This window comes from Cytobacillus sp. FSL W7-1323, from assembly GCF_038595015.1.
In the GTDB taxonomy this organism is placed as follows: Bacteria; Bacillota; Bacilli; order Bacillales; family Cytobacillaceae; genus Cytobacillus; species Cytobacillus kochii.
On record NZ_CP151998.1, the window covers coordinates 4,127,779 to 4,141,977 of the forward strand.

The 14,199-nt window shown below is 37.2% G+C and carries 11 protein-coding genes; 4 read left to right on the top strand and 7 right to left on the bottom strand.

From position 1 onward, the window contains the following. Positions 1-13: 13 nt before the first annotated feature. Entirely contained in the window at positions 14-541 is a 528-nt protein-coding gene (locus tag MKX67_RS21010) for a ClbS/DfsB family four-helix bundle protein (RefSeq protein WP_307316087.1), read from the top strand. Positions 542-957: 416 nt separating this feature from the next. Beyond that, positions 958-1,344, top strand: coding sequence for a hypothetical protein (locus tag MKX67_RS21015; protein WP_342488723.1), 387 nt, complete (start codon positions 958-960; stop codon positions 1,342-1,344). 229 nt (positions 1,345-1,573) lie between these two features. On the opposite strand, the gene MKX67_RS21020 is transcribed toward MKX67_RS21015, so the two are convergent. The 4 genes from MKX67_RS21020 to MKX67_RS21035 are packed head-to-tail and all read right to left on the bottom strand — an operon-like array spanning position 1,574 to position 6,212. Beyond that, a complete protein-coding gene (locus MKX67_RS21020; RefSeq protein WP_307316089.1) occupies positions 1,574-1,975 on the bottom strand; it encodes a hypothetical protein in 402 nt (133 codons plus the stop codon). Between the two features lie 4 nt (positions 1,976-1,979). Further along, entirely contained in the window at positions 1,980-3,374 is a 1,395-nt protein-coding gene (locus tag MKX67_RS21025) for an ATP-binding protein (protein ID WP_342488724.1), read from the bottom strand. Beyond that, the gene (locus MKX67_RS21030; protein WP_307316091.1) at positions 3,371-4,042 is read right to left on the bottom strand and encodes a response regulator transcription factor; all 672 of its coding nucleotides are present in this window, start codon (positions 4,040-4,042) and stop codon (positions 3,371-3,373) included. The genes MKX67_RS21025 and MKX67_RS21030 overlap by 4 nt, the downstream gene beginning before the upstream one ends. Positions 4,043-4,091: 49 nt before the next feature. Then, positions 4,092-6,212, bottom strand: coding sequence for an MMPL family transporter (locus MKX67_RS21035; protein ID WP_342488725.1), 2,121 nt, complete (start codon positions 6,210-6,212; stop codon positions 4,092-4,094). 351 nt (positions 6,213-6,563) lie between these two features. Here MKX67_RS21035 and MKX67_RS21040 point away from each other — a divergent pair, with 351 nt between their 5' ends. Beyond that, positions 6,564-7,229 (top strand): DNA alkylation repair protein, encoded by a 666-nt coding sequence (locus MKX67_RS21040; RefSeq protein WP_342488726.1) that lies wholly within the window; start codon positions 6,564-6,566, stop codon positions 7,227-7,229. A 259-nt stretch (positions 7,230-7,488) separates the two neighbouring features. Here MKX67_RS21040 and MKX67_RS21045 read toward each other — a convergent pair whose 3' ends face one another. Genes MKX67_RS21045 through MKX67_RS21055 form a run of 3 tightly spaced genes read right to left on the bottom strand, consistent with a single transcriptional unit; the run spans position 7,489 to position 12,292 of the window. Beyond that, positions 7,489-9,288 carry an ABC transporter substrate-binding protein gene (locus tag MKX67_RS21045; protein WP_342488727.1) on the bottom strand — a complete coding sequence of 600 codons (1,800 nt, stop codon included), beginning with the start codon at positions 9,286-9,288 and terminating at the stop codon, positions 7,489-7,491. A gap of 30 nt (positions 9,289-9,318) precedes the next feature. Then, the gene (locus tag MKX67_RS21050; RefSeq protein ID WP_342488728.1) at positions 9,319-10,818 is read right to left on the bottom strand and encodes an ABC transporter permease; all 1,500 of its coding nucleotides are present in this window, start codon (positions 10,816-10,818) and stop codon (positions 9,319-9,321) included. A gap of 13 nt (positions 10,819-10,831) precedes the next feature. Further along, positions 10,832-12,292 (bottom strand): ABC transporter permease subunit, encoded by a 1,461-nt coding sequence (locus tag MKX67_RS21055; protein ID WP_342488729.1) that lies wholly within the window; start codon positions 12,290-12,292, stop codon positions 10,832-10,834. A gap of 120 nt (positions 12,293-12,412) precedes the next feature. Between MKX67_RS21055 and MKX67_RS21060 the strand changes: the two genes are divergently transcribed. Next, positions 12,413-14,170, top strand: coding sequence for an ABC transporter ATP-binding protein (locus MKX67_RS21060; RefSeq protein ID WP_342488730.1), 1,758 nt, complete (start codon positions 12,413-12,415; stop codon positions 14,168-14,170). Positions 14,171-14,199 lie beyond the last annotated feature (29 nt).

Consider the following 14,199-nt stretch of genomic DNA (forward strand, 5'->3'; position numbering starts at 1 on the left):
GGATATGGCCGAAATGGATGATACAAAGGAACGCCTCATACAGGAAAGTGAACAACATTTCCACTCATTAATGAAACTGATTGAATCTGTTCCTGTAAGAAAAAGAAGCCTTTCTATCGAGACAGCTGAGCGGGATAAAAATTTTCGTGATATTCTTATGCACCTATATGAATGGCATGCGATGTTGGAACGCTGGTATAGAGAAGGCATGGCCGGAGATACACCATCCATGCCGGCACCCGGGTATAAGTGGCGAGATATTCAACCGCTTAATCAACAAATTTGGGAAAACTACCAAGATATGAAACTCAACCAAGCAATCATGAAATGTAAATTAAGCCATGAGCGAATCATGAACATTATCAGGACCCATACCACTGAAGAAATCATAACCAAAAAGCATTACAAATGGACAAAAACAAGCAATCTATATAGCTATTTTGCTGCGAATACATCCAAGCACTACTTGTGGGCAATGGGGAAATGCGAAAAGATTATTGTTGAAATCAATGCAATGAATTTGGTGGTAGACAAGGTGTGAATAGCTCTTAGATGACCGGTTTATCACTTTTAGCTCATTATTCTCCTTATCAATTGTGGAGGTTTCTTCTTTTGCACCACTCTCAGTTCAACTTTCTCTCTCGAATGCGTGATTCGCATTTTGCAACGTTCTCTAATCAGTGTAGAGATAAAATAAAGTCTCTTTTAAAAAATAGTTTTTTAAATATTTTCCTTCTACTCATGGAGCAGGTTAGTTGATCAAGGATATTTTTAGCCAAGAGAGAATATAAATTTTAGTAGGAAAATAGATATGTTTTGGTAAGAGGTATTCATTGAAAAGAGCGCCCAGGAATTAATAGTGTGGAATCAAAATGGATCGTCAGCTCTTTTTCGTCTTGGGGCAGGGTGCTTTAACCAAAAGAAAAACTAAAAAGAGTTTGGAGGAAAGATAAGGAAATGGAATTCGCGTCTCTATCATCAATTATTGTAGCAATTATCTTTATATCCATATCAGTCTTTCAAATATTACTTTCACTTGGTTATCCATTAGGTGAATACGCAATGGGTGGCTATTATAAGGTTTTACCCCAAAAATTACGTATTGTGAGTGTAATAAATGCCATAATTCTCTTATTTATGGGCTTTGTTTTTCTGCAACATACAGGTGTCTTGAATGGGTTTAGTTCTTTACCTACAAACATATTAGTATGGGTTATTACCCTATTCCTCGGTTTTAATACAATAGCAAACCTAATATCTCGAAGCAAGAAAGAAAGGCTTATTATGACACCACCATTATCAGGTATTACTTTTATATTATGTTTATTTGTTACTTTATCATGAGGATAGAAATGAAGGTCGAAAATTAATCTGTTGCTAAGGTAACGGAGCAGGTTCGGTAAATGTTATGATAGTAACTTAATCTAATTCTATCAATCTAACACAAGGTGATAAAAAAAGGAGAAATGACAAATGAATTCAACGCTGCCATGCATCTAAAGTTGACGCCTTGCAATAAAAATAATGCGCCCTAAATCGATATCTAGAACGCATTTATATAATAATAAAAGAGTTATAAATCTTTATCCTGTTTTTCAATAAGAAAAGTAATAGGGACGAATAATAAAAATGCCATCAATAGTAATGTTCCTCCAATAATAAAAAGTACCATCACAAAAATGTCATTTAAATTAAATGGATTTAGGTTGTACATCCACATCCCTATAGTCAATCCGAAGGCCCCTATCATTCCCAAAATACTGTGGATAGAAACAAGCTTTTTATACTTAATTGTATATACACGATAAAAAATTCCCCATGCAAAGACAGATAGCCATCCTACTAGCAGAATATGTGCATGAATGGGCCTTAATGAATAATCCATATTCCCAGACATTTGAGAGCCAATGAATGTGCCTATTATTCCAAATATCGCAGCGAAACGAATTAATCGAATACTCCATATTTGTTCCATTTCTTCATTCTCCCTTATTTTTTTTTGTTTTTAGTAAAATTGTAAACGCTGTTCCTTCGCCCTCCGTACTGTCGACTGTAATTTTCCCTTCATGCAAATCGAGAATTTGCTTAACTATAGCCAGCCCTAGTCCTGTCCCATCTTTTCTTCTTGCTGAGTCAACACGATAAAAGCGATCAAAAACCTGACTGATAGCTTCAACATTCATCCCAATACCTGTATCTTTAATAATAATTGTAATCAGAGAATCTGTTTGAGAAAGGTTAATTAAAATACTCCCCCCATGAACATTATATTTTATCGCATTTGTAAGCAGGTTGTCCCAAACATTAATCATCAGTTCAGGGTCCGCTCTAAAATAAAGAGGGGGAAGCTTATAAGATATATCAATTTCTTTTTCTTCTAACCTCCATTGATATCTACGTATCGTTTGTATAAGCTGTTTATCTAATCGGACGTTCGAAAGCTTAATAGGATAAGATCTTTGATCAAGCGATGTTAAAAGCAACAGTTGCTTAGTAAGATTTGAAAGGCGCTTAGATTCGTCGTTAATAATTTGCAGATATTCGTTACGCTCCCTTTCTGTTAACTTATTCCCTTTCAAAATTTCTGCATATCCCTGAATATTCATCAATGGTGATTGGAAATCATGCGATACATTATTGATGAAGGCTTTTCGGGCTTCATCATTATGTTTCAATTGTGTTTGCATCCTGATGAAGCTGTCTATCAACTGGCCAATCTCGTCGTTTCTTTTAATTTTTAAAGAGTAATGGAAGTTCTCTTGTGCTACTTCTTTTACCGCTTCAGTTAACTTTGTTATTGGTTGTATAAGGTATTTAGCAAACCAAATCATCCCACTAATACTTACAAAAGCAACAGCAACAATGAAACCCATGAGAATCATGTGAATATCAGAAAAAAGCAGCCTGTTATCGGGGCGTAGGAATAGACCATATTGTTGTCCATTCTTGGTTGAGGGCACACCTACAGTATTTTTTAATTCATTTGAAAAATGACCCATCATGAAAAATTGATTTGAGAAATTATTCATTCCATGATAAATCTCATTATTATTAAGCACTTTTAAGGCTTCTTCAGGGAGTTCCTTGTCAGAAAAAGGTTGGCCAAAATAGTACTCTTCACCCGATTCACTTAGCACATAAATCTGATATCCCAGGTTAGAAAGTGATTCTAAATAAGGCTTAAAAGAGGTGCTCGAGGAATGCATTTTCTCAATTCCCGAAGCGATTTCTTCTGCAATCTCTACATTTTGCTGATCAACTTTATCTTTTGTCGAAGTCATGTAAACCCAATTGGCTAATAAAAACCCAATTATGATACTTATAGTTAAAATGACAATTGTGGCAAAGATGAATTTTCTATAAAGCGTCTTCATTGTATGACCTTAAGCTTATAGCCAATTCCTCGTATCGTTTGAATTTCCACCAATGATTGATTTCTTTTTAATCGTTCTCGGATGCGATTGATATGCGTATTAAGTGTTTGTTCGCTGCCTTCATATTCCAATCCCCACGCTTGCTCGATTAGAGCAGCACGAGGTGTAATTTTATTTACACGTGAAGCAAGGAGACTGAGTAGTTCAAACTCCTTTAACGGTAGAAGAATGGTTTGTTGATTAATCATTACCTCGAAGCTTCGACGATCCATCATTAAATTCCCCACTTTAATCACAGTTTCCATAGCCCGTTGCGTACGCCGTAATATGACAGCAACACGGAACAATAATTCTTTCACTTCGAATGGCTTAACAATATAATCTTCCGAACCGGATAGGAAGCCTTTTTCCTTATCATCCAGTTGATCCTTCGCAGTTAGTAGGATGACTGGGATAAGAAAGTCTTCTGATAACAGCTTGGTCAATTCAAATCCATTCATCCCTGGCATCATGACGTCAACAATAGCTAAATCAACTATCGAATCTTCTAAAAAAGATAGTGCTTCTTCAGCGTGATTAGCCCGATATACATGATAGCCCTCTCGGCTTAAGTGTATAGAAACTAGTTGTTGAATGTAGATATCATCATCTACAACAAGTATTTTCATAAAGAGACCCTCCTTAAAGTTATTATACAAAGAAGAATCTCTTTGTAGTCTACTGATCATTGTGAGAAGGATTTTTTTCTTTCTCAAATAACAGCATTAAAGCTGGTAGTAGCATTCCGCGAACAAGGAATGTATCTATCAGAATCCCAATTGCTACTATGAATCCAAAAACAAACAGATCCGCAATGGGCATAGTTGTTAAAGCAGAAAAAGTAGCGGCCAAAATAATACCGGCGGATGAAATGACTCCTCCTGTATTTCGTATTGAGATTTCAAGTGCCTTTTTTACTCGATGTGTTTTCCTTTCTTCAATAAAACGTGAAACAAGAATGATGTTATAATCTATTCCTAATGCTACGAGGAAGATAAAAGCATAAATTGGGACACGAGTACTTAATGCCTCATAGCCAAACAGGGTATCTATGAGAAATATCCCGAGGCCTAAAGCTGAGACGTAGGAAAGTAAGATTGTTGCCATCATATAAATTGGCATCTTAATGGAACGTGTAAGAACGAATAATAACGCTAATATTAGTAAAGTTTCTAAAATAACAATCTTAATAAGATCATTGTTATTAATTGCTCGCTCATCTACTAACTTGGCAGTAACTCCACTAATATAGGCTTCTCCATCCACTGAAAGGTCCTTAAGAATCTCAGGTGTTTGATCCTGTAATTCCTGAATAAAGTCAATGGCTTCTGTAGAATAGGGACTGATAGACAAAGCTACATTCAATTTTATGGCGCTTGTATCATCATTTATTGCAGTCAATCGGACAGCTGCAACTTCGTCAAAGGTATACAGTTCTTCAATAATTGCCGTTTGCTCTTCTTGTGTCAGAGCTTCATCACTATCAATCAGAAATATGGAAGGAGCCAGCTCTCCTTTGTCATATTTTGTTTCAACAATTTCATATCCTACTCTCGAAGGAAGGTCTTCTGGGAAGTTTTTCACTGTGTCAAATTCATAATTAAGATTTATGACATTCAAAGCAGTGATCATCATAAATAAGGCAACGAATACACCGGATAAGACGGGTTTATTAACAACAAATTTTGCAATTGGGCCCCAAATACCATGTTTCACTTCTTTTTCCATCTTGAATTTCGGCACCTTTGGCCAGAATGCTCTACGGCCAAACAACGTAAATAAAGCTGGAACTAACGTAATTGATGCCAGCATAATAATGAACATTGCTATCCCGAAAATAGGAGCAAAGTTTTGATAATCACGAAAATCAGCGAAGAATAAAATGAGCATCGCAGCTAAAACTGTTCCACCTGCAAAGAATACAGGTTCTCCAGTTGCATGCATCGCATATTTCATCGCCTCGTACTTACTTTCATATTTGTTAAGTTCCTCACGGTAACGAGAGAAAACAAATAATGAATAATCAATGACAGCTGCAAACAACAAGATGCTCATAATTGAAGTCGTTGAGTTATTAATCTCAAGGCCCGCTGCACCCATTAAGGCCACACTTTGATTTACTACCTGGTAAACAATAATTGTAGCGAGTAAAGGAATAAAAGCAAGTAATGGTGAGCGATAGATGACAATAAGCAATATTAAAATAATGACAATTGTAGCAATAAGTAAGACAAAATCAGCTTGTTCGAACAATTTAACCGTATCTCCCGCAATTCCTGCCGGGCCTGTGATGTAAAAGGAAGTGCTTTCAAGATTTTTAGCAATATGATTACCAATTTCAGAAGCTTGTTCATTGATTTGCGAATATTCGTCATTACCAAGCCCTTGTTCTAGCTCCATTGGAACAATTAAAGTTGAACCATCTTCAGAGATAAAGGTATTCAACGCTTGTGGCTGGAGTTGGTTAATATTGAGAATTGATTCGACCCCATTAATTTCTTCAGCTAGTATGCCATCTAAAATCTGTTTAGATTCGTCGATATTTATGTCTCCATTTTCATTATGAAATACAAGTATTCCTGGTGTTCCTTGCTCATTTGGGAAAATGTCTTCTACTTTTTTTTCAGCGATGATGGATTTCGCTTCATCAGGCAGAGACTGGAAATTTGTTACTTTAAAATCATCAAGATTTGGTCCAGCACTTAATCCAACCATTAGTACTAACCAAGCAATAATCGTTATCCACATTCCTCGCTTAGTTGAAACCCAATTTGTAATAGGATATAGCAGTTTGTTCACAATCAAACCTCCTTAAAGTATTCGAATGTAATCATACTTAAGGAATATAAACTTAAAATTAACTTTTGGTTACAAGAATCAATGGAATAGATATTTTTGTTTATCTAAAGGGACGGTTAATTGAGAAGGTACATGATTATTGATGTTGAATAATAATATAAAGAAATTATATGGGAAAGGACAATTTTGTAATGTGTACGAAACGTACTACATATACACCTAATGCATTAATACGATATATGCTAACATATAAAAAACAGGGAACTTTGGAGGCACACCACCACGGATTAAAATTATATAGACCATCAAGGACATATTGTGAAACAGTGCTTTTAAAAGGAGTTGGATAGTATGGATAAAAACAAAGATACAGAAATAAAGCAATCTTCAAAAGCAGAACACATTCTACTTCAGATCAATAGTAAAACGAAACTAGGCGACTTACGAAAGATCGCGAAGGATATTAAAAAAGATCACGAACTAGCTATGGAACTTTGGTCAACCGAAGAGTTTTTGCCTAGACTATTAGCAATCTTAATTATGGACAAAAAACTTCTTTCTCAAGATGTGCTAAATAAGCTTGATAAGGATATGCAGACTCACACTTTTGATGAGCGAAATAACTTAATGGATTGGTTAATGGCTAATCAACTCACCAAAGACAAGAAGAAAATTGCATTGATGGAGTCATGGAAAAATAGTCCTTCTGCTCTTCAAAGGCGAGCTTTCTGGTATTATCAAGGGCGATTGAGATGGACTGGACAAACACCGCCTGATAACACCGCAGACTTGCTATCTGCATTAGAAGCTAATATTATGCAGGAGGAACCGGAAGTTCAATGGGCTATGAATTTCACCGCAGGCTGGATAGGCGTTTATGATGAAAAGAATCGTACACGTTGTATGAATCTTGGTGAGAAAACGGGTCTTTACAAAGATGAAAAGGTAGCAAAAGGTTGTACTCCCAGCTATTTGCCACTGTTCATTGCGATTGAAGTTGACAAACGAAAAAAATAATTAGTTACCACAGGGTTCATGCATTTGTGAACGTTGGAATACGAATTTGTTGCTTCAATATTAAATTATTTTATTATCAAGTAACCAATCAGCCAATCTTATTTTATATCGAAAGCAATGATTACTCTTGCTAGCGCGATATGTCACACTGAAATTTGTTCTCCTCCTTTTACTGACCCCATCACACATCTAGAACGATAGCTCCATACAAAAAAAACCCCCACAAATTCCTGTGAGGGGTATCTTTCATTTCTATCCATTATTCAGCTTGATACTTACCTAAGAATTCCTTCACTTTATCAGCATCGGCTTTTAGTTCATTGCCAGTATCTACTAGAGGACTTACTGTAGATGAGGCTTTGATTTTATTACCTTGGTAGTAGTCGATGATTTCCTCTTGGTTGATAGAGTAAAGTACGGCTCTTCTTAGATCGGCACTTTCAGATACGGCACGACCTTCTGTATTAAATAGAAGGTATGATACAGCATTACTTGGAATGCTTTGTAATTGTAGTTTGCTATCGCCTTCTACCGTCTCATATTTATTTTCTGGTACGCTGTATTGAATATGTGTTTCTCCGTTACGTAAGGCAGAAAGTGAGCTATCAATATCGGCAATGAAACGAACATTTACTTGATTAATATTTGGTTCATTTTCAGTATCCGTCATATAACCTGGGTTTTTGTAGAATACAGCTTCATAATCATTTTTATGAGATAAGATGTATGGGCCACTAGCATATAACGTATTGTCATAGCTATCGCCTTCAGTTACTGTGTTTTGGTCACCATAAGCGATGTCCTTGTTTACATCAAAGTCTTCCACTTTATACGTGTTGATTGATTCGACTTGTTCTTTTGATACAATACCTGCAGATTGGTGCGCAAGGTAGTTTAATACTTGTGGGAATGGTTCTGTAGTTGTTACTTTCACCACTTGGTATTTACCTGCTGCGTTATCTACTGCATCATCTTCAGCAACTAACTCGGCAATCTCTGTATCTAATCCTTCTTCAAGTGCTGCTTTAACCGTACCCTCGCCACCTGAAGTTTGTACTTTCTCTAATTCTGAAACATCTGTCACAACTTCAGCTGTCTCAATATGCTCATGTAAGCTATATGTGCGGTGATCTGGTACAGAATTTTTATCCTTCGCACGTTCTAGTGAGAAGACAACATCCTCTGCACCAACAAGGTCATCTGTTTCTTCTGCTTTTTTATCAGTAACTTTGGCAAAATTAACGTCATCTCTTAATAAGAAATAATACTCAGAATTGCCATCTGCAATACTAAAATTACGAGATAGAGAACCATCAGCCGTCACAACATCATCATCTGTTAAGTTTACAAGGCGAATATACATATTCGAATTCAACATATTAATAGAACCATCGTTCCCTTTAATTGGGTCAAGGGAAGTCAGTGTTGAAAGTGTTTGCGATAATACGAGTGGATCTGATTCTCTCTTCGCTTCATCTTGGAAATCAATCGTTTCCCATGCTAAAGAGCGCGATTTAGAAAGGCGAACAGAATCTGGTACTAACACATCTTTATTCAATGCTTGTGTTTTGTAAGAGCTATATAATGGTGCAATATAAGCTTTATCAAATACAAGTTTTTCCTCGAATTCCTTATATGTTTTTGCGTATTCTTCTGGTGTTTCAGTACTTGCTTTATCTATCAACTCATCAATCTCTTTATCAGCCATAATGCTGTAATCTCCACCGCTAATAAACAATGAACGCACAGCGTAATCTGGATTTCCTGTTACAGTCGTCCAACTTGATAAAGCAACATCATAGTTTCCTGCATCTTGTTGTGCTTTAAAGCTACCATAGTCAGGTTGGATGTTTAATTTTACATCAAAACCGTTTTTCGTTAATTGGTCACGAACAATGTTCATGTCCTCTTCACTACTGCTCATGCCAAGAATCTCTATTGTTGGCTTAGAGCCATCACCACTACCTGAACCTTCATTCTCAACATCAGATTTTGTATTCACACATCCTGTTAGAATCAATGTAAATATTAACAAGAATGATAGTACCGCCTTTTTCATCTGCTTTCCCCCCTGAAAGTCTTTTATTTATTAATCAAGCTTAGGGTCAAGCGCATCACGCAACCCGTCCCCAAGAAAGTTAAACGATAAAACTAATGCAATAATAGCAATACCAGGATAAATCGCTAAGTAGGAATGTGATTCTAGATAAGCACTACCTACTTTTAAGATATTACCCCACTCCGGTATATGCGGCTCAATTCCTAATCCTAAGTAACTTAAACTACTTGTAGCAATTACTGCTCCTCCAATTGTTAACGTTGCCTTTACAATCATTGGTGCCATACTATTTGGGACAATTTGTTTAAAAATAATCGATAGATTACTTGCTCCGAGCGCACGAGCCGACATAACATATTCCATATTGGAAATCATCAGCACATTTGCTCGCATCGTTCTTGCATACGTTGGAATTGAACCAACACTTAAGGCAATCACTAGTGTCGTTGTGCTTGCCCCGAAAGCTGCGATAATGACGATCGCAAGTAAAATACCTGGAATAGCATATAATACATCGAGTAATCGCATTAAAATATTATCAGTGCGTTTCCCATAATAACCAGAGATAGCACCTAGAATCCCACCAACCACAAACGGAATGAAGGTCGATAAAACCCCTACAATCAGAGATATCCTGGCCCCAAAGACAATGCGTGAGAACACATCGCGACCAAAATTATCTGTACCTAAAGGATAGGTAAGACTTGGCATTTGTAATGTAGCACCATAATTATTATCAACCGCCATACCATAATCGAAGGTCCAATAACTGCAAATCGATAAGGTGAAAATAAACAGAATGAAAAATAATCCTAGCATCGCTGTCATATTACTCGCAATTTTCTCCCACATCGCATACCATTTAGCAACAGTAGATGGCGTTTTGCTGAGCACTTCTAATAGCATAAATAAACCTAAGGCAAGGGCAAATAAATTACCGGTTAAAGAAGTAAGTATTAATAGGATTCCTACATACAACTTCCATTTCGATGATTGTCCGTTATCTTTTATTACTAAAAGGAGTACAACCAACTGAAAAACGAAGATGGCCAGTAACAAAAACATACCCATAAGGAATGTATTAGCTACGTAAGGTTTAAACAAGTTTAATGAAGATACCGCAATCACGTAGAATTGCGTCATCAACATAAACATAGTAAATAAGTATTGTGGGCTTTTTTTCTTTTTAATAAGACCAAATGCAAAAGCGGTTGTGAAAATATTACCGACCAATACACTTAATAGTTGGATATAACCCCAAATTCTTGTCGACGAGCGTATAACGCCATCTCTTTTCAAATCCCGCTTCACTTGGTAAGCAATAAAAGCTTGAATGAAAGAGAAAACGGCATAAGCAATAAATAATGAAAAGAAAACTGGCTTGATTGCCCCTGTTGAAAAATCAATACCTGCAAGCAAAAAGATCATTGTTAAGGCAATAGAGACAACAAGGGCAAAGTTGGCCTGCGCATATTCAGATGTCGCCTTTAAGGCGAATTTTTTTAACAAGCTATCTTTATGAGTAGACATGCTGCACCTACTTTTAATATTGTTTCATTTTTGAACGAATTCTTGGATCGATAAATGCATATAAAATATCAATCAATAAGTTCACTAATGAGATTGTAATGGCAATGTATACAACACCGCCCATAATAGCGGGAATATCAGGGATAAATTGTTTATCAACAATATAACTTCCAATTCCACTAATATTAAAAACTTTTTCTGTAACAGCAGCTCCACCGAGCATACCGCCAAACATTAAACCAATTACAGTAATAATTGGTATCAAAGCATTTCCAAAAGCATGGCGCCAAAGTATTCGGCGTTCATTAAGACCTTTTGCTCTTGCTGTAATAATATAATCTTCATGGATGACTTCTAGCGTAGATGAGCGAGTCATCCGAGCAATGGAAGCCATTAAACCGGTTCCCAGGACAACCGCTGGCATGATAATCGAAAGCAAATTACCTGGTGTAAAAGTAGCCGGCAGCCACTGTAACTCAATCGAAAATGTTAAAATAAAGATTAAACCTTGCCAAAAATTCGGAATCGATAACCCAATTAAAGCTACGAACATAAGCGTATAATCTAAAAAAGTATTTGACCTTGTAGCGGAAATGATTCCAATAGGAATGGCAATAACAATCGCTAAAATTAAGGCAATAAACGTTAGTAATAATGTAATTGGAATTTTTCTAGCGATGGCATCCACAACATTTTCATTTCCGGCAAAAGAAGCACCTAAATCAAATGTGAAAATACCTTGAATTGCTTGCCATAATTGAATCCAATACGGTTGATCTAAACCGTAAATTTGGTTAAATGTCGCGATCTGTTCCTTTGTAGCCGTTACTCCCAAAATATTGGCAGCTGGATCAAACGGTGAAATATACAAAATCGTAAACACAAAAAAAGCGACCCCAACAATAACAAATAGGGTGGAAACAAGCCTTTCAAAGATATACTTGATATACGGATTCATATACAAGAAAAGGAGGATATAGAACAATAATCCAGGTATGAACGTTAGAACAACAATTATTGGATGTTCTAATAATGATCGCATGATACTTGCAAAAGTTAATTGATCTTCTCCTCGCTGTGCTAATTCCTCCTGAACTTTATCCTCTACTACCTGAAGAAACTCATCTTCTGCTCTCTTTTCAGCCACTTGTTTCATTTTCAACTCATCTATCTTTTGCTGAAAGAACGTTTGCTTTCGCCTTTGCTGTTCTATATGCTTCGTAATTAATTTTTCCTTTAAACCGGCTTCTGTGCATGCTTGATGGAGCTCACGCCATAACCGCTGATAAGCGTCATCTTTTCTCTTTATTAGGTAAATAATGAAGCTAATCACATAAACTGGTAATCCTATAATCAACATCACCCATTTTAAAAATGGGTATTGGTTCATTTTCCCAAAGGTTTGACTGAGTGTCGAAAGCACATTAGGAACGCTAGATGAATGTCTCTGTGGCGCATTATTGACTGTATTCATTCATCCGTTCACCCCCTTTAGTCCCGATAATTCCTAGTTGTATACTATATTTTAATTCTAGTATAATATGACTGTCAATATTGTTCGAGTGTAAACATCAAAGTTTGGTAGGTGGAGAAAGTGGAACCGTTATTAAAAATAGAAAATTTACAAGTATCCTTTATGTCTCGAGAGAAGGAATTTGAAGCTGTCAAAGGTGTCAGCTTTACTGTCAATAAAGGAGAAACATTAGGCATTGTCGGTGAATCAGGCAGTGGCAAGAGTGTCACTGCCCGCTCGATTATGAGACTGCTCCCGTCTCCTCCTTCCCTTTTAAAAGACGGCGAAATTATGTTTCTCGGTAAAGATTTGGTCAATGCAAGTGATCAAGAAATGGAAGCAATCAGAGGGAAAGATATTAGCATGATCTTCCAAGATCCAATGACCTCGTTGAATCCGACGATGCGTATTGGTCAACAATTAACTGAAACGATGCTAAAACATACAAGAGGACTAGGTAAAACACAAGCAAAGGCTGAAGCCATTGAGCTTTTAAGATTAGTAGGGATTCCAAAGCCAGAAGTTCGTTTTGCCCAATACCCACATGAGTTTTCTGGCGGGATGCGGCAACGGGCAATGATTGCTATCGCTCTTGCTTGTCGTCCTAAGCTACTCATCGCTGACGAACCAACAACAGCACTTGATGTAACCATACAAGCGCAAATACTGAACCTAATGAAGCATATGCAAGAAAAATTTGGTACTGCGATTATTTTAATCACCCATGACCTTGGCGTTGTTGCTGGCATGTGTGACCGTGTTGTCGTAATGAAGGACGGGGAAATCGTTGAAAAAGGCACAACCGAAGAAATCTTTGAGCATGCCACTCACCCTTATACATTACGATTACTCAACGCTTTACCAAAGCTTCATGAGAAAAAGAAAGCAAAACCAGCACCGCGTATTAGTGAAGAGATCAATGCAAAAGAACCCCTTCTCGAAGTAAAAGCATTGAAACAACACTTCGATTTAGGCAAAGGCCAAGTGTTGAAGGCTGTTGATGATATTAGCTTCTTTATTAAACCTGGTGAAACACTTGGTCTTGTCGGAGAGTCTGGTTCAGGAAAGTCCACCACCGGGCGTGCGATTTTAAGATTAAATGAACCAACTGCTGGTGAAGTGTTGTACCAGGGTATTCCTGTGAATCAACTAACAGCAAAGGAAATGAAGATGATGCGCAGACATATGCAAATGATTTTTCAAGATCCTTATGCTTCATTAAATCCGCGCTTTAAAGTAATTGATATCATCGGTCAAGCACTAGATATTCATAAGCTCGTAAAAAATAAGCAAGAACGCCGGAAACGCGTAGAAGAGTTACTAGAAATGGTGGGTTTGGAGAAGGAACATGCAATGCGTTATCCCCATGAATTTTCAGGGGGACAAAGACAGCGAATTGGGATTGCCCGCGCACTTGCCGTCGAACCAAAATTCATCGTCTGTGATGAACCACTCTCTGCACTAGACGTATCCATCCAAGCGCAAATCGTTAAATTACTTGAAGACTTACAGCAAAAGCTTGGATTGACTTACCTATTTATTGCCCACGACCTCTCCATGGTTAAACATATTAGTGACCGTGTAGCCGTCATGTTCGGGGGAAAAATCGTCGAACTCGCAGAAAGTGAAGAACTCTATGCTAACCCGCAACACCCATATACAAAATCGCTACTCGCTGCCATCCCAATCCCTGACCCAGCGATTGAACGGCAGAAAAAACGCGAAACTTTGTCCGCACAAGAAGAGCGACGTGAGGAATATCAACTCGATAATGCTGAACTTGTGGAAGTAACGCCTGGGCATTGGGTTGCTCAGCCGAAGGTAACAGTGGGAATATAAAAGAAAAGCCGGCCATTCATTTTCGGTCG

Excerpts from the sequence above, each read along its gene's own strand:
- MKX67_RS21010 (WP_307316087.1), top strand. The coding sequence starts at position 14 with ATGGATGATACAAAGGAACGCCTCATACAGGAAAGTGAACAACATTTC.
- MKX67_RS21015 (WP_342488723.1), top strand. The coding sequence starts at position 958 with ATGGAATTCGCGTCTCTATCATCAATTATTGTAGCAATTATCTTTATA.
- MKX67_RS21020 (WP_307316089.1), bottom strand. The coding sequence starts at position 1,975 with ATGGAACAAATATGGAGTATTCGATTAATTCGTTTCGCTGCGATATTT.
- MKX67_RS21025 (WP_342488724.1), bottom strand. The coding sequence starts at position 3,374 with ATGAAGACGCTTTATAGAAAATTCATCTTTGCCACAATTGTCATTTTA.
- MKX67_RS21030 (WP_307316091.1), bottom strand. The coding sequence starts at position 4,042 with ATGAAAATACTTGTTGTAGATGATGATATCTACATTCAACAACTAGTT.
- MKX67_RS21040 (WP_342488726.1), top strand. The coding sequence starts at position 6,564 with ATGGATAAAAACAAAGATACAGAAATAAAGCAATCTTCAAAAGCAGAA.
- MKX67_RS21045 (WP_342488727.1), bottom strand. The coding sequence starts at position 9,288 with ATGAAAAAGGCGGTACTATCATTCTTGTTAATATTTACATTGATTCTA.
- MKX67_RS21050 (WP_342488728.1), bottom strand. The coding sequence starts at position 10,818 with ATGTCTACTCATAAAGATAGCTTGTTAAAAAAATTCGCCTTAAAGGCG.
- MKX67_RS21055 (WP_342488729.1), bottom strand. The coding sequence starts at position 12,292 with ATGAATACAGTCAATAATGCGCCACAGAGACATTCATCTAGCGTTCCT.